The sequence below is a fragment of the Mucilaginibacter lutimaris genome, assembly GCF_042676625.1.
In the GTDB taxonomy this organism is placed as follows: Bacteria; Bacteroidota; Bacteroidia; order Sphingobacteriales; family Sphingobacteriaceae; genus Mucilaginibacter; species Mucilaginibacter lutimaris.
The window spans coordinates 1740819-1756679 of sequence record NZ_JBHTIA010000003.1; the positions used below are offsets into that span (position 1 = coordinate 1740819).

Genomic DNA, 15861 nt, shown 5'->3' on the forward strand with positions numbered 1-15861 from the left:
TATGCAAATTTATTGATAATACGGTACAATCTAAAATGCTATTTATTCACCAGAATCACCTTACCCGGGCTAATGCCGGTAGTTAGCGTATATTCCTTCTTGCCGTTTTTATCAAAAGCGGTTAGGGTGCCATTCGAGTTAAAATCTTTAGCATCGGTAACAAATATTTCGCCGGTAGTCTCATCTGCCGCAAGCGCGAACGCACTAAGAAAAGTTGTACCATCGGTTATAAAATTATCTTTCTCGGCCTTTTGGGTTTTGGCGTTATAAACGGCAATTTTATTGTCGGCAGTTGGGTAGTAAACGAAATCACCCAGTGCAATAATTGGAATGTTGTAACCAAGGGCAACCGCAGGTTTTGATTTTACCGCGTCGGTATTGTTATCAATGATGGTTAAGCCGGGAGCTATATCATCAAAATTACCTAACGATAACACATAAATATTTCCATAGTTATCAGCTGTCATTGATACAGGGTCTGCAATTACGTCTATCTTTTTGGTTTCGGTTAAAGATGTCAGGTCGATCACAGACACTGTTTTATCCGGGTTACCGAAACTTAAACCGCCGGAGTTGGCAACATAAAGTTTGTTGTTTGATACCACCATTTGCTCGGGGTTGCGGCCAACGGCGATGCTTTTGGTAATGGTGAGCGATGTGGTGTCTATAACCGCCACCTTGTTATCATATGATGTTACAAACGCGTTGCTTTTATAGAAAACCACATTACGGCATTGGTTCAGCGCTATCTCTTTAACAAATACCCCTGTTTTAGCGTTCACCACTTTAATGGTGCCCGAGTTGTTTACAATGATGTACATTTTGGAACCGTAAATCCCCACGTCGTTACCGGTATCTCCTATTTTTTTATCGGGGTTTGCGGCCCCAAAAAAATCGGCTGTGAGCTGTTTAGTGGTGTAATTATAAAACGACAAAGTGCTATTGTTAGCCCCAAAGTTTCCCTGATTTAAAATATACACACCTGCACGCTCTGCAGCTGGCTTATCTGGCGTAACCGGGATGCGGTCTTTTTTACAGGCGGATAGCGTTGCTAATGCAGCGCATAAAACGATCAGATTTTTAAGTTTGAATGATCTCATATTGATGTTATGTTAAATAGTTATTTGAAAGGATAAGCGCACCGAGCGGCCCGGCATGGGATAGCTCTGCACGAAAAAATAGCTTTTATTAAAAAGGTTATTTACTTCTATTGATGTTTGTAATAATTTGTTGTTCAATTTTTTATGGTATGTAACAGACGCGTCGCTAATAGCATAGCCGGGAATCCGGTCGGCAGGTAAATTGTTGTTGGTATAGTATCTTTCGGATGCGTAAACCATGTTGTAATAAATACCCAAAGCGCCAGCATCTACGCCGGCATTTACAGATAAAGTGTTTCGGGGCGTGTAAGGTAATTGGTTTAAATAAACCGACGACGTAGCGTCGGTTACATTTAGCGCCTGCAAGTAGCTGTAGTTTACAAATAGTGATGCTTTATAACCTGGCGCAATTGCACCCTGCGTTTTCAGCCCGATATCAAGCCCTTTCATTTCAACCTTGCCAAAATTTTGTATGGAACCATTGTAAGCGTCCTTGGGGATAAAGACTATTTTGTTGGTAACATCATTATAGTAGGCATCGGCAGTAACGGTTACATATTCTAAAAATCCGGTAAGGGCCTTGTTATAAGTAAGACCGGCATCGTACTGATTGGTGTATTCGGGTTTTAAGTTGGGGTTACCAATGCCTCCGTAATACAGGTCATCAAATGTAGGGTTGCGAAAGATGCGCTTGTAAAAAGCCCTGACGTTAAAGTTAGCGCTTTTGAAAGGTTGGAGCGAGGCTATTAACGTTGGCGCAAAGTTGTTGCGCGCCGGTGCCGCCCGGCCTGTTCTAACATTTTCGGTGATGTTGGTATTTAACAGGCTGCCCTGTAATTTAAACCTGCCCACATTTAAATTACTCGCCAGTACGTTCAGTAACGACATCCTTGTTGGATAACCGAACTGCGGATAAGGATAATTGAAATTGATATCAAGATGGTTTACAGCCAGGTCTGCCGCGTAAGACAGCTGCCAGTTAGGTGTTATTTGCCATGCAAGGGCGGCCGATTGATAAAATTCGCGCTGTGTAAACTGCTGGTCTAAACGGCCCTGGGCATTTAAGAAAATTGGGTTTAAATACCTCAGATAATTCTCTGATAGTTTGGTATTTATCAAAAAACTTAAACCGCTTTTCCAAACGCGTTGATAGCCGCTTTGAATAAACAGATCGCGGTTCCAGAGTCTGTCTTGAGAGGGCGCGGCATTGTTTAAAACTACTGCACCCGGCAATCCACGTTGGGAATGGTAATAATTGATGTGGAGGTTATAACGGTTGCTGTCGCTTTTCGTCCAATACAAAGCGCCGTCCATTTGCTGCGCTGCAATGTCTGCATTGGTGCGGGTGCGTACTGTATCCAGTCCATCTCCGCTTTTATGAAATTTATACCTGCCGTTGGCATTTTCGGTGTAAGCATTTACAATAAACTGCCAGTTATCGCTTAGCCGCTGCTGCCATTGCAAGTATGGGTTTATCAGGCCAAAGCTCCCTCCTTCTACGCCAAGCTGCAATTGGTAAGGCTTATCTGCCGTTAATTGTGGCCGTATGGTTTGAATGCTGAGGACACTTGCCGATATATAAGCACGCGCAGGTTGTAAGATCTGCTCTGGCTGGCCATTGTATAAAGTAAGTTGCTGAACATTATTGAGGTTAAGTTTACTAAAATCAACCTGGCCGGTTTGCGCGTCGTTTATTTGCACACCATCGTACATCACGGCGGTGTGGTTGGCGCCCAAACCTCTTACCGAAACTGTTTTTAATCCACCGATGCCGCCATAATCTTTAACCGTAACGCCCGAAAAATTTTTAACCGCATCAGCTACGTTAAAAGCGCTGTACCTTGCAAATTCTTTTTGGCTGATTTGCTGTGCAGGCGTAAGCGTTTGCACTTGAGGTATCGGTAAAGCTTTTACGGCTACCTCCTTTAGCTTTTTTGTGGTATCGGTCTGCGCACAAACAGTACGTGGGGCACACAAGCACATCAATAAGAGAAAGCCCTTGCTGTAAATTAACTTCTTAAATAAGTACACGTGCCTCATGCTGATGTTTGATGCATCATAGCCTTAAAAAGGAAAACACACGAATGGAAATACTGCCGTATAGGAAGAGCATTCACATCCAAGCTTCAATCCCCGAAAGCTATGAATAATATAATGCTGAGGCAGGTATTCTGACTTGCTCCCCTTTGCCCTGCCTTCCCATCCCGAAACACTCGGCACAGTGACATTTTTTGAACGGACATTGGTTAACGGAGCTTACAGCTGCGGGACAGTTACAGATTTACACTGTATTCCCTTTTAATCCTGCAATGAATCTTATACAAAGCAGGAACCTAAAGCGGTGCAAATGTAACATTACAAATGTAAACAGCAAAAGCAATTATCATCATCGGTTAAAATATTTTCAATTAACGAAAACCCGCTGTAGCCTAAGGTGTTTAATAGGTACAAACGCACATTATTATGACAACAGTAGCATTGCAAAACAGATACCGCGGCCCGGCCGAAAGCCAGGAACCAAGTTTAAACTTGTCAACCGCCGAGCGCACTATATCAATAGCCACAGGTATAAAGCTGGCATTATCGGGCTTTAAGGGCTTATTTAAAAGCCCATTCAGCAGTATTATTAAACTTGGGGCTGGTGGTTACCTGCTAAACCGCGGCTTAACCGGCCATTGCGACCTTTACGCCCGTATGGGCCGTAACAGTACAGAACCGGTGAACGTAAACATCCGCTCATCATACCATATAGATAAGCCACGCCAGGAAGTTTATGACTTTTGGCGCAAGCTGGATAATCTTCCACTTTTTATGAAACACCTGGAGAGTGTGGAAGTAATTGATGACAAACGCTCGCACTGGGTGTTGAAATTACCTATGGGCGCCGCAAAAGTAAGCTGGGATGCCGAAATTGTAAAGGATGAACCGGGTTATAGCATTGGCTGGAGTTCGATGCCCGATTCGTTGATAGATAATGCCGGTAAGGTGCGCTTCCAGGACAGCATTGATGGTAACGGCACCCTGGTAGATGTAGTGATCAGCTATCGCCCACCTGCAGGTGGTTTTGGCGGCGGTATCGCACACATCTTAAACCCGGTATTTAAAAACATGGTTGATAACGATGTGCGCAACTTTAAACAATATATGGATATTGATGGCGGCATAGCCTCAGATACCGCACCACAGGCTAACGATAATGAATTTGCCGAGCCGGTGGCCGTAGTGATAGAAGAAACCATTATTGAAGAAAGCGCACCGGAAGAGATTAATCAGGACGATAACACAAACCGTTTCCGCTCACACATTGAACCGGTTGATGGCAGGCAAACACCCAGAGCGGATAGTTCGGTGATGTAATAATTAACATAAAACAAATGTCATTTCGAAACGATAGTGAGAAATCTTGTTAGATAGTGTGACCGATGCAAAGCCTGCAACTTGCCTAATCTAACAAGATTTCTCCTCGCTATCGCTCGTTCGAAATGACATGATGTGGGTAATAAACAAAAAAAGGCCTTCTGAATAAACAGAAGGCCTTTTTTTATAAATTATGCGCTGATTATTTTACAGCATCAACGATAGCTTTAAAAGCGTCAGGGTTGTTCATCGCTAAATCGGCTAATACCTTACGGTTTAAACCAATTTCTTTTGCGGCTAACTTACCCATTAACTGAGAGTAAGAAATACCGTGCTGGCGTGCACCTGCGTTGATACGTTGGATCCATAAAGCCCTAAACTCGCGTTTTTTGGTCTTACGGTCGCGGTATGCGTATTGTAAACCTTTTTCTACTGTGTTTTTAGCAACGGTGTAAACCTTGCTGCGTGAACCCCAATAACCTTTGGCGAGGTTCATGATCCTTTTCCTGCGTCTTCTCGACGCTACTGCGTTAACTGAACGTGGCATGTTGTGTTGTTTTTGGTAGTGAGTGTCCTTTCCAGGAGCTTCTGTACTCTAATACCTGGTTAAAAAATTTGTTTGATTACTTGCCTATGCAAAGCATACGTTTTACGTTGCCCATGTCTGCAGCTGATACTAAGCTGGTGTGACTAAGGTTACGCTTGCGTTTAGTCGACATCTTGGTTAAGATGTGGCTTTTGAATGCGTTTTTTCTGGCAATTTTACCGGTTCCAGTAAGCTTAAAGCGCTTTTTTGCACTGGAATTGGTTTTCATTTTTGGCATAACTCTATTTATTTGTGTTTAGATGATTTACGTTATCTCAACGTTTTATTTTAATTGCATCTGCATACCAACGCATCTGCCTTAATTATTACTTTTTCTGCGCTTTTGAAGCAACCGTTAAAAACATACGTTTACCTTCCAGCTTTGGTAGTTGCTCTACTTTACCTAAATCTTCTAATGCCTGTGCAAAACGCAGCAATAATATCTCGCCTTGTTCTTTATAAACAATTGCACGGCCTTTGAAGTGTACGTAAGCCCTTACCTTTTCGCCGGCTTCCAAAAACTTTTGCGCATGCTTCAATTTAAATTCAAAGTCATGGTCATCAGTGTTCGGCCCGAAACGGATCTCTTTGATAACGGTTTGCTTGGCGTTGCTTTTTATCTCTTTAAGCTTCTTCTTTTGCTCGTAAACGAATTTGTTGTAATCGGTTACTTTACAAACGGGAGGTACTGCGTTTGGAGATATCTCAACCAGGTCAAGTTCCAAGTCCTGCGCAATGGCCAAAGCATCTCTTAACGAGTAAACGCCTTGTTCCACATTGTCGCCTACAAGGCGCACTTCCTGTGCCCTTATAAACTGGTTGATATTATGTTCGGCTTCTTTTTTCTTAAATGGAAGCCTTGGTCCTCTGTTGAAGGGTTTGTTTAAAGCCAAGTTATACTGTTATTTCTTTAATTATTTGTTGTTTAAATTCTTCAATACTCATGCTGCCCAAGTCACCGGTGCCATGTTTACGTACAGAAACCAACCCTTCGGCTGCCTCTTTTTCGCCCACAATAAGCATATATGGTATCTTTTTAACTTCAGCGTCGCGTATTTTACGACCGATCTTCTCGTCCCTAAAGTCAATCAGCCCGCAAATATCGGAATCTTTTAACTCATCTGAAAGTTTTTTTGCATATTCTTCATATTTTTCAGATATGGGCAGAATAATGAATTGCTCGGGCGATAACCACAGCGGGAAATTACCCGCGCAATGCTCTATCAATACCGCAACAAAGCGCTCTAATGAACCAAATGGCGCACGGTGGATCATTACCGGGCGGTGCTTTTGGTTGTCGCTGCCGGTGTATTCCAGCTCGAAACGCTCAGGCAAATTGTAATCTACCTGGATGGTTCCTAACTGCCATTTACGGCCAAGGGCGTCCTTCACCATAAAATCAAGCTTAGGGCCATAGAACGCCGCTTCGCCATATTCAACTACGGTTGGCAGGTTTTTCTCGGCGGCAGCTTCAATGATAGCACTTTCGGCTAAAGCCCAGTTATCATCGGTACCAATGTATTTGGTTTTGTTGTTAGGGTCGCGTAACGATACCTGCGCGGTATAGTTATCAAAACCTAACGCACCAAATACATAAAGTACCAGGTCTATAACTTTTTTAAACTCTTCCTTTACCTGGTCGGGGCGACAGAACAAGTGCGCGTCGTCCTGCGTAAAGCCACGCACACGGGTTAAGCCATGCAACTCGCCGCTTTGCTCGTAACGGTAAACGGTACCAAACTCTGCCAAACGAACCGGAAGATCTTTGTAAGAGCGCGGCTTGGTTTTATATATCTCGCAGTGGTGCGGGCAGTTCATCGGTTTTAAAAAGAACTCCTCTCCCTCCTGCGGGGTTTTTATGGGCTGGAACGAATCTGCGCCATATTTCTCGTAGTGGCCTGATGTTACGTACAGGTTTTTATGACCGATATGCGGGGTAATCACCTGTTCGTAACCCGATTTTACCTGCGCTTTTTGCAAAAAGTTGGTCAGGCGTTCGCGCAGGGCGGTACCTTTTGGTAACCACAATGGTAAACCCATGCCCACCTTTTCGCTAAAGGCAAACAGTTCAAGCTCCTTACCTAATTTGCGGTGGTCGCGTTTTTTGGCTTCCTCTATCAGGTGCAGGTAATCGGTTAGCTCGCTCGCTTTAGGGAAGGTTACCCCGTAAATACGTGTAAGCTGTTTGCGGCTTTCGTCGCCACGCCAGTAAGCACCTGCAACGCTCATCAGCTTTACAGCCTTTATAGCGCCTGTGTTAGGGATGTGCGGGCCGCGGCACAGGTCGGTAAAGTTACCTTGCGTATAAAAAGTAATGCCGCCGTCGGGTAGGTCCTTGATCAGGTCGAGCTTGTACTCGTCCCCTTTATCGGTAAAATATGCAATGGCATCGGCCTTGCTAACCGGTTTGCGAATGTATTCGCTTTTGGTTTTTGCAAGCTCAATAACCTTGTCTTCAATTTTCTTGAAATCGTCTGATGAGATGGTGGTGTCGCCAAAATCTACATCGTAATAAAAGCCGGTTTCTATAGCCGGCCCTATACCAAATTTGGTACCAGGGTATAAGGCCTCTAATGCTTCAGCCAGTAAGTGGGCCGATGAGTGCCAATAGGTTGATTTACCTTTGGCGTCGTTCCAGGTTAACAGCTTAACGCTCGAATCCTCTTCGATTGGGCGACTCGCGTCCCAAACTTCGCCGTTTACTTCGGCAGCCAATACGTTACGTGCTAAACCTTCGGAGATAGACAAGGCTATCTGCATGGAAGTGATCCCTTTATCGTATTCACGAACGGAACCATCAGGGAGAGTAATACTAATCATCTACAACTATGATTTAAATTTTAATAAATAAGTGACTTATAACTAAATCGCATACTAACGCGATTTGAACTTAGGGCAAAAATAGGATTTTATTTATACAGCGAAAGTAAATTGTGCTTTTTGACGGAAAGGGTGTTTTGTTATGAAATAACCATAAAACAAGAAGCGGTGGCACAGTGCGATTCCTTCCCTTGGGAAGGTGCAGGAAGGGGTTTGTACGCCATGCCAACTTTCATAACTATGATTCAAACGAGTATGAGGATGATTTATTAGCCAACCATTGTTGCCGTGGTAACAACTCGTGAAGAACTTGGCGCATAACCCCTCCCTAACCCTCCCATGGGGAGGGATTTTTGGCAGTACTGCTGTCTGCACTAACGCGGAAGCCAAAAATAATTTCGCCCCACAAGAAATTTAACTATTTTCATTGCCAATAAACTATCAATAAACATCAATTATGGTTATCTACGGCATACAATCAAAAGCTGTTAAAACAGAATACATAGCAGACCCATGCCCCAACTGCAACACTTTAAACAGTATGCAAATGCACATTTTTCAGAAATGGGCGCACATTTTTTGGATCCCATTTTTCCCGGTAGGGAAAACCGGCGTATCCGAATGCGTGCATTGCCGGCAGGTGTTGGCCTTAAAGGACATGACGCCATCTCTTAAACTGAGTTACGGAAACGTAAAGTCAGGCGCCTCTACACCTATCTGGACCTTCTCGGCTATACCTGTTATCGCCGTTATTATAGCCTTTGTAGTTATACATGGCAAGCAAAATGCCGAGCGGGTAACCAAAATGATCCCGGCCTTACAGAAGAATGATATATTGCACATGAAAATTGCAGAGAATGCTTACAGCCTATCTAAAGTTACCCGTGTACATGGCGACAGCGTATTTTTTGTAAACAATAAGATGCAAACAGATGGTATAAATGGCTTAGACGATTTAAAGCGCGAAGAATATGATACCGAAGAACGTTTCTTAACCGTTGCCGAGCTGAAAGACCTGAACAAAAAAGACCTGCTTTTAGATATAGACAGGGATTAACGCATACTTGGATAGCCCCAGTGCTGGCGCACGCGTGCCGCGTGTGCCTTAACCGCCTTAACCGAGTTACATTAATGAGCAGGAAATATAAATTTCTGAATAAAGAAGGATTGTACTTTGTTAGCTTTGCCACGGTTAACTGGATAGACGTTTTTACCCGGCCTTGCTATAATGAACTCATTGTTGACAGCCTAAACTATTGTAAGAGTAATTTAGGAATGGAAATATATTGCTGGTGCCTTATGCCATGCCATATACATCTAATTTTCGCTGCTAAAGAAAATAACCCGGAAGTGATATTGGGCCGTTTTAAAGAATACACATCAAAGCAATTGATAAAAGCGACAAGTTCGAATATACAGGAGTCGCGTAAGGAATGGATGCTTTGGATGTTTAAAAGGGCTGCCGCAAAAAGCAGCAATGTTAAAAGCTATCAGTTTTGGCAACATAACAATAAACCTATTGAATTATGGAGCGCTGAAGTGATAGGCCAAAAAACGGATTATATACATAACAATCCTATAGAAGCTGGTTTTGTGTATGAGGCTCATCATTGGAAGTACTCGAGCGCAATTGACTATGCTGACGGCAAAGGGTTGGTAGATATTGAATATTTGTAGCCGGTTAACTGCGGGGACACACGCGGCACGTGTGCGCCAGCAAGAGGTTATAAGAAAGGCAAACGCGGCACGCAGTAAAAGTATAATTTGTAGCTATAAATCAATACTAAATTATTAAGTTTGAATGTGCAGCGCGTAGTTGAGCCGATTAATACGTTTTTTAAAATCTGCTGATTGAAAATTATGTCAATTGGTTTAGTTGATTTCATGTATGCAACTTGTAAGTAATCTTTTGCTCCAGTAGTGAATAGACCTTATAAGAAGCTTGCCCAATGTGTATGCTATGATTAATTTCATTTCAGATATGTTGTGTGAAGATACTAATAATATTTCCCGACGTGATTGGGTGATAAGTGCATTAGTACTTATCGTTTATAGCATGTATTAATCCATTAAGTAAGCAGGCCCTCAGTCACAATTACGTGCTGCACTATTTAAATATGGATGAAAAAGATTGGTTTAGGCTTAAAAAATATCCTCACATTGGATTACCTTTAACCTTGAAAGATAGAGCATGGGTAGATAAATATGTACGCGATGAAAAAAAAATTGCGTCACACGGCTTTTATCCATTTATCCATAGAGAAACGTTAGTAAGAAAATACCGAAGAAAGACAGAGAAAGATGGTAGCAAATCGGCTTATCGTTTTTCAGATCGCAAACCCAGAGAATTATACTACGCTAATCACTTAGACGCAAATATATTTAGCTATTATGCAAAGCTACTTGGCGAAAAATATGAGAAAAAATTAATTGATCTTGGAATTCAAGATTGTGCCACAGCGTATCGGCGAATTGCTATAAACTCAAAGGCTACAAAGGCAATTCACAAATCAAATTGTGATTTTGCTGCAGAAATTTTCAATTACATATTAGAAAATAAATCTAATAAGTTGACTGCAATCACTTTAGATGTAAAATCATTTTTTGATAATATTCCACATGATAAGCTTAAAAAATCAATCTGTTATATCCTTGATAAAGTTTCGTTAGACAAAGATTATTTTAACATATTTAAAAATATAACTCGATTTTCATTTGTAAATGAAAACCAACTCTTCAATGAATTTAAAGATGATATCATAATACAAAATAAGGTAGGCATAAGAAGGAAGAAAATTTCTAAGCAGAGATATCTTAGAAATCAAAAAGCTATTGCTTACTGTTATTTAAACGAATTTGAAAAACGTATACTTAATAAGAAGTTAGTAATAAAAAACCAATATGTTGATTTGGTAAGTAAGGAAATTCGCAACAAAGGTATTCCTCAAGGCTCTCCAATTAGTGCTGTTTTGGCAAATATTTATATGCTTTCTTTTGATAAAGCAATTGCCACATATATAACTTCAGTAAATGGTCTATATCGAAGATATTCAGATGATATGGTCGTTATTTGTAAAGAAGAATATGAAAAGGATATCCAAAAATTATTTAACGATGAAATTGACAAACTCGGTTTAGAATTTCAAACAAAAAAAACTCAAATATTTCAGTTTGATAAAATAGGCTCTCGTTTTATTTGTGCTCAAAAACTCGATGGAAAATTAAATAATAATAAGAATTTTGAATACTTAGGTTTTGAATTTGATGGGTTTAACACATTCTTAAAATCAGCAAGCCTTTCTGGCTATTACAGGAAATTAAAAAGATCCATTCATAGAGGTAAATTTTACGCAAAAGTTGATTCCGCTAAGAACGGAATTTTTAAATCACGACTATATAAAAAGTTCACTTATAAAGGTGCAGAGCGAAAAAGAGTATATATTCAAGACAAATCAGATCCATCTATATGGTTACCTACAACTCGATACAATTGGGGTAATTTTATTTCTTATGCTTATTTGGCTGCCAATAAACTCCCTAATAATAAAATTAAAAGACAAACCCGAAGACATTGGAATGTTTTAAATAAATTAATAGCTTAAATGCCACTGCTGGCACACGGCTACTAAGTGTGCCTAAACCAACATTCTTCTACCCCAACCATCTCCCCAAAGTACTAAGAGGCACTTTTAATTGCGCGCTTATTTGGCGGTAGCTTTGGCCGGACAGGTGCAGGTCGCGGGCTTGTTGTTGCAGTTGCTCGCGGGCGTGGTCGCGGGCGCTTTGCAGGTGGTCGGCTTCTTTGGCGTATCCGTCAAACACAAAGTGCAGGTCGTTCAGTTCCTTTTCTATGCGGCAGAGGCAAACGTTATGCTCGTCGTACATGGTTTTGCGGCTGCGTTGTTTAACCTGTTTCAGGTACAGCGTGCCGGGTTGGGTATGGCTTTTACCAATGGCAAAGGCGCTATCACAAAAGTTGATGATCATTTTACTGCCCTGCAGATCGTTCACCGTAATGGGTTTATGGGCGTTGCGCTTTGGCGTGTGTGCCAGCACCAGCATGCTCAGGTTATGTTTTTTCTTTAGGGCCTTCAGCTTTTTCATCAGCGGCATAGCTTCTCGGGCGCTTTCAGTACCACGGGCCATGTAGGTAAGATTATCGATAATAAGCACCCGGGCTTTGGTTTTATCAATGGCACGTTCCAGCGCCTGCTCCAGGTAAGTTTCGTAACTATCGTACAGCGCGGGGTTCTCGGCCTCGGGATTAAACTCGGCACGGTAAAACGTTCGGCCGAACGGGAAACTCCCCCACTGCCTGTCGAAGTAACGGCTCTCAAACTGTTTGCTGCCCATCTCAAAATCTACATACAGCACGGACGTTTGCTGCTCCAGCTGGTTGTTGAAATTACCCGTACACACGCCCTGTGCCAGGTTGTGGCCCATTTGTACCGCAAGGATTGATTTGCCCAGGTTGGTATCGGCAAACAGGATGCACATTTCTCCCTCCAGCCAAAAATCGCCCATCAGCATGCGGGGCATGGGCTTGCCATACTCCTGCTTCATCCAGTCGGCGGCGGTTTTAACAAACAGCAGGTCGGTTTTTTGCGGGTCGAGATAAATGGATTGGTCGAGGCCGTGCTTTTTTAAACGCTTCTTGTTCTCGTAGTTTTGCGTACGGATAGCTTCAATAGCTGCCGGGCGGTATAAACGGCGCGTCGGCGAGATCTGGTAGTAATCGGGTTCGTCCATGAAATTATAATTTCTGTAAATATAAAGAATAATCTTTATAATTCAAAGAAATTGTAAATTTTTGGGGTGTCCCATTCCGTCCCGTTTTTTAGAAAGTGGGACACCCTGTGTTAAGAACATAACTATTTTATTTATAAATGTTTACATTATAAATTAAGTAGTATCACTTTAAGTAAAGTTAAATTTCTATATTTTGTATATACTTGATTTACAAATTGTTATGCAACTGTCCCGCACAGTGTCGTAAATTTTCATAAGTCAAGGGGGAAGAAATTGATCAGTTTGTTAGTTAGTATCTACCGTATTTGTGTTTAATTTGTCTCAGCAGTTGGTCTATCCCGTTGCTTTTAATTTCGAACACGGTGCTTAGCAGCATACCCAGCTTGCCCGGCGGAAAGCCCTTGCTATGCATCCATTCCAGGTAGCTTATGGGCATATCGCAAATGAGGGTGTCTTTATACTTGCCAAACGGCATACGTGAGTTTACGCAATCAATTAAAACCTGCGGGTTAGGTACAATATTTTCCACCGCGCAAATGTAGCAGATTATTTAGCTACCATGTGTGCTTAGCTGCCGTATCAGGCAACTTTTAACACCGGCTCAATCACAGGCTTTAAAAAATCGTGGATATCCACTTCAAACACCTCGCAAATTTCAATAAGCTTTATAAGGGTAACTTTAGTTTGCCCCAACTCTACTTTGCAGTATGCGTTTTGGGTTTGCTTAAGCTTATATGCCATAAACTCTTGTGAATAATGCAGTTGGGTACGTTTCTGGCGTATAGCCAAAGCAAGGGTTTTTCCTATTGGTTTCATTATGGTATTGGTATGTAGAGGTTTATATTAATAACTAACGGATAAATATGAAGAACGGTTTTTAATGCCTGTAAATTCTCTAACACCGGATGCCATAACCTTTAATAACAGCAAAATTCAAAACACAAAGGCTGCACCCTTGTTAAAAAATAAACACTAATACTATGGAACAGCAATTTGAAGCAGTACTTACAGGCACAGATACACCGGTTAGCGGTATAGTTACAGAAACTAATGGCACCTACCAGTTTAACGCCCTCGACGAAACTATTATACTAACCATTGCAAAAGACGAGAATGGTAACTGGGAACGAATAAGCGGCTCGGAGCCATACTTATCCGGCTGGGTTGATGAACTGGCTGAGCAGATAGAAACGGGAATAAACTATTCTGAATAATGGAAAAACGCGAATTGGGTAAGAGCGGCATATTTGTGCAGTCGTTTTGCTTTGGCGGCAACGTGTTTGGCTGGACCGCCGACGAGAAAACCTCCTTTGGTTTGCTGGATGCCTTTGTTGATGCAGGATTTGATTTTGTAGATACTGCCGATGTATACAGTAAGTGGGCACCCGGCAATACCGGCGGCGAATCTGAAACCATTATTGGCAATTGGCTAAAACAAAGCGGCAAGCGCGACAAAGTAATACTTGCCACTAAAGTTGGCAAACCAATGGGCGATGACAAAAAGGGCTTGTCTAAAGCCTACATCACCCGGGCTGTGGAGTCCTCGTTGCGCAGGTTACAAACCGATTATATAGACCTTTACCAATCGCACGATGATGATAAGGATACGCCGTTGGCCGAAACATTAGAAACTTTCGATAGCCTTATTAAACAAGGTAAAGTAAGGGCTATTGGCGCATCAAATTATGGTGCGGACAGGTTTCGCGAAGCTTTAAAGGTTAGTGAAGAAAATGGCTTAGCCCGCTACGAAACCCTGCAACCCGAATATAATTTGTACGACCGTGAAGATTATGAAACGCAATACGAATCGCTTTGCCGGGAAAATAATATCGGGGTAATAACCTATTATTCCTTAGCCAGCGGTTTCCTAACGGGTAAATACCGGTCAGAAGATGACCTGAACAAAAGTAAGCGCGGCGGCGGCATTAAAAAATATTTGAATGGCCGCGGTTACAAGATATTGGCGGCTTTAGATAAAGTTGCCGAAGAATATGATACTACACCCGCCGGCATCGCACTGGCATGGGTTATGGCAAGGCCCGGCATTACCGCCCCTATCGCCAGCGCTACAAGCGTACAACAATTAAACGAGCTAATTAAATCTGCAGAATTGAATTTAAATGGCGAAGCGATTGAGTTGCTTACCACTGCAAGTAATTATTAGTAATGATTTAAAAAGAAAAAGCCGTCCCCATTTACATCCGGACGGCTTTGTTGTATATATGGAGGTGGTAATTTTTAGAACCTTGCCTGGCGATGCGAGCCAAACATACCCCTGTTTTGTGCTAATTGCGAGCGGTCATCGCCACCACGGTTGCCGCCATTGTCCCAGCCGCGGCCTCCGCCCCTGTTATCATCGTTACGGTTTGGTTGTTGAGGCTGTTGTCCGCCATTGCCTCCCCAGTTGCCCCGGTCGCGGGTTGGCTGGTTAAAACCACCTTGCGGGCGGTCGTTTCTTTGCGGGCGCTGGCCAAATCCGCCTTGGTTATCGTTATTGCGGTTAGGTTGCTGAGGCTGGCCCCAACTACCCTGGTTGTCGCGGCCACGGTTATCGTCGTTGCGATTTGGTTGTTGAGGGCGGCCCCAGGCTCCCTGATTATCACGATCGCGGCCGGGTTGGTTGAAACCACCTTGCGGTCTGTCATTTCTTTTATTCCAATCATTACCGCGGTTCCAATCGTTGTTCCTGTTCACTTCGGGGCGGTTATAGCGGCCGGCATAATTGTTATCGCGGCGGTTCCAGTTCCAGTTTTTACGGTCGTAGTTGCCACCCCACCTGTTACGGTATTCATCGTGGCGGAAGTACGGCCTGCGGCCCCTTATCTCGTAGCGGGTGGCAGTGCGCCAGTCGTAGTTACGGTATGCACCCGGTAAGTATGCAGCAGAGATCCAGCGGCCACCATCCTGGTAGTAATAGCAATGGCGTGGTATACTGTAATAGGCTTCAACTTCGGGCAGATAATAGTATTCATCGCTATCATCAAACTCGTCGTTATCATAAACCATTACAGGTTGTGGCGGCGGTGCGGGTACATAAACCCTGCGGGCCGGAATATTAAAACCTATATGTACCGAAATTTGTGCCTGAGCACTGTTGTAAACCAAGCTGCCAAATAATATTGCTGATAGTATAACTGACTTTTTCATATCCTTTAAAATTTATACATCTATGACGGCAGCCACCAGCAATAGTTTAACAGATTTTAACAATAAATATATAATCAGAATTATATATTGTAACTTATATAT

Annotated in this window: 16 protein-coding genes and 1 riboswitch; of the genes, 6 read left to right on the forward strand and 10 right to left on the reverse strand. The window is 42.6% G+C overall.

From position 1 onward, the window contains the following. Nucleotides 1-38 precede the first annotated feature (38 nt). Both ACFQZI_RS08745 and ACFQZI_RS08750 read right to left on the reverse strand, forming a co-directional pair. Nucleotides 39-1100, reverse strand: coding sequence for a YncE family protein (locus ACFQZI_RS08745; RefSeq protein ID WP_377141238.1), 1062 nt, complete (start codon nucleotides 1098-1100; stop codon nucleotides 39-41). Nucleotides 1101-1112: 12 nt separating this feature from the next. Then, nucleotides 1113-3140 carry a TonB-dependent receptor gene (locus ACFQZI_RS08750; RefSeq protein WP_377141241.1) on the reverse strand — a complete coding sequence of 676 codons (2028 nt, stop codon included), beginning with the start codon at nucleotides 3138-3140 and terminating at the stop codon, nucleotides 1113-1115. 104 nt (nucleotides 3141-3244) lie between these two features. Continuing rightward, nucleotides 3245-3453, reverse strand: a riboswitch (cobalamin riboswitch). Nucleotides 3454-3563: 110 nt separating this feature from the next. On the opposite strand from ACFQZI_RS08750, the gene ACFQZI_RS08755 reads away from it, so the two are divergent. After that, nucleotides 3564-4457: an SRPBCC family protein gene (locus tag ACFQZI_RS08755; protein WP_377141244.1), complete on the forward strand. Its 894-nt coding sequence runs from the start codon at nucleotides 3564-3566 to the stop codon at nucleotides 4455-4457. Between the two features lie 202 nt (nucleotides 4458-4659). Here ACFQZI_RS08755 and rplT read toward each other — a convergent pair whose 3' ends face one another. The 4 genes from rplT to thrS all read right to left on the reverse strand — a co-directional run bounded on the left by rplT (nucleotide 4660) and on the right by thrS (nucleotide 7863). Further along, entirely contained in the window at nucleotides 4660-5004 is a 345-nt protein-coding gene (gene rplT, locus ACFQZI_RS08760) for a 50S ribosomal protein L20 (RefSeq protein ID WP_117381412.1), read from the reverse strand. Nucleotides 5005-5080: 76 nt separating this feature from the next. Further along, complete coding sequence (gene rpmI, locus ACFQZI_RS08765) at nucleotides 5081-5281, reverse strand: 50S ribosomal protein L35 (RefSeq protein WP_256537078.1); 201 nt, start codon at nucleotides 5279-5281, stop codon at nucleotides 5081-5083. Nucleotides 5282-5369: 88 nt separating this feature from the next. Further along, nucleotides 5370-5936 carry a translation initiation factor IF-3 gene (gene infC / locus ACFQZI_RS08770; protein WP_377141249.1) on the reverse strand — a complete coding sequence of 189 codons (567 nt, stop codon included), beginning with the start codon at nucleotides 5934-5936 and terminating at the stop codon, nucleotides 5370-5372. A 1-nt stretch (nucleotide 5937) separates the two neighbouring features. Then, nucleotides 5938-7863: a threonine--tRNA ligase gene (thrS, locus tag ACFQZI_RS08775; RefSeq protein WP_377141252.1), complete on the reverse strand. Its 1926-nt coding sequence runs from the start codon at nucleotides 7861-7863 to the stop codon at nucleotides 5938-5940. Nucleotides 7864-8320: 457 nt separating this feature from the next. Between thrS and ACFQZI_RS08780 the strand changes: the two genes are divergently transcribed. The 3 genes from ACFQZI_RS08780 (at nucleotide 8321) to ACFQZI_RS08790 (ending at nucleotide 11465) form a co-directional block, all read left to right on the forward strand. Then, entirely contained in the window at nucleotides 8321-8920 is a 600-nt protein-coding gene (locus ACFQZI_RS08780) for a hypothetical protein (protein WP_377141255.1), read from the forward strand. Between the two features lie 74 nt (nucleotides 8921-8994). Beyond that, nucleotides 8995-9540, forward strand: coding sequence for an REP-associated tyrosine transposase (locus ACFQZI_RS08785; RefSeq protein ID WP_377141258.1), 546 nt, complete (start codon nucleotides 8995-8997; stop codon nucleotides 9538-9540). Nucleotides 9541-9980: 440 nt separating this feature from the next. Further along, nucleotides 9981-11465, forward strand: coding sequence for a reverse transcriptase domain-containing protein (locus ACFQZI_RS08790; protein WP_377141261.1), 1485 nt, complete (start codon nucleotides 9981-9983; stop codon nucleotides 11463-11465). 49 nt (nucleotides 11466-11514) lie between these two features. On the opposite strand, the gene ACFQZI_RS08795 is transcribed toward ACFQZI_RS08790, so the two are convergent. From ACFQZI_RS08795 to ACFQZI_RS08805, 3 genes are all read right to left on the reverse strand, one after another. After that, complete coding sequence (locus ACFQZI_RS08795; RefSeq protein WP_377141264.1) at nucleotides 11515-12612, reverse strand: AAA family ATPase; 1098 nt, start codon at nucleotides 12610-12612, stop codon at nucleotides 11515-11517. A 289-nt stretch (nucleotides 12613-12901) separates the two neighbouring features. Then, nucleotides 12902-13141: a DUF3820 family protein gene (locus tag ACFQZI_RS08800; RefSeq protein ID WP_377141267.1), complete on the reverse strand. Its 240-nt coding sequence runs from the start codon at nucleotides 13139-13141 to the stop codon at nucleotides 12902-12904. A 50-nt stretch (nucleotides 13142-13191) separates the two neighbouring features. After that, the gene (locus ACFQZI_RS08805; RefSeq protein ID WP_377141270.1) at nucleotides 13192-13428 is read right to left on the reverse strand and encodes a helix-turn-helix domain-containing protein; all 237 of its coding nucleotides are present in this window, start codon (nucleotides 13426-13428) and stop codon (nucleotides 13192-13194) included. A gap of 164 nt (nucleotides 13429-13592) precedes the next feature. On the opposite strand from ACFQZI_RS08805, the gene ACFQZI_RS08810 reads away from it, so the two are divergent. Next, nucleotides 13593-13826 (forward strand): hypothetical protein, encoded by a 234-nt coding sequence (locus ACFQZI_RS08810; protein ID WP_377141273.1) that lies wholly within the window; start codon nucleotides 13593-13595, stop codon nucleotides 13824-13826. Next, a complete protein-coding gene (locus ACFQZI_RS08815; RefSeq protein ID WP_377141276.1) occupies nucleotides 13826-14776 on the forward strand; it encodes an aldo/keto reductase in 951 nt (316 codons plus the stop codon). The genes ACFQZI_RS08810 and ACFQZI_RS08815 overlap by 1 nt, the downstream gene beginning before the upstream one ends. Nucleotides 14777-14850: 74 nt before the next feature. Here the strand turns inward: ACFQZI_RS08815 and ACFQZI_RS08820 are convergent, their stop codons facing one another. Further along, nucleotides 14851-15759 carry a hypothetical protein gene (locus ACFQZI_RS08820; protein ID WP_377141279.1) on the reverse strand — a complete coding sequence of 303 codons (909 nt, stop codon included), beginning with the start codon at nucleotides 15757-15759 and terminating at the stop codon, nucleotides 14851-14853. Nucleotides 15760-15861: the final 102 nt, after the last annotated feature.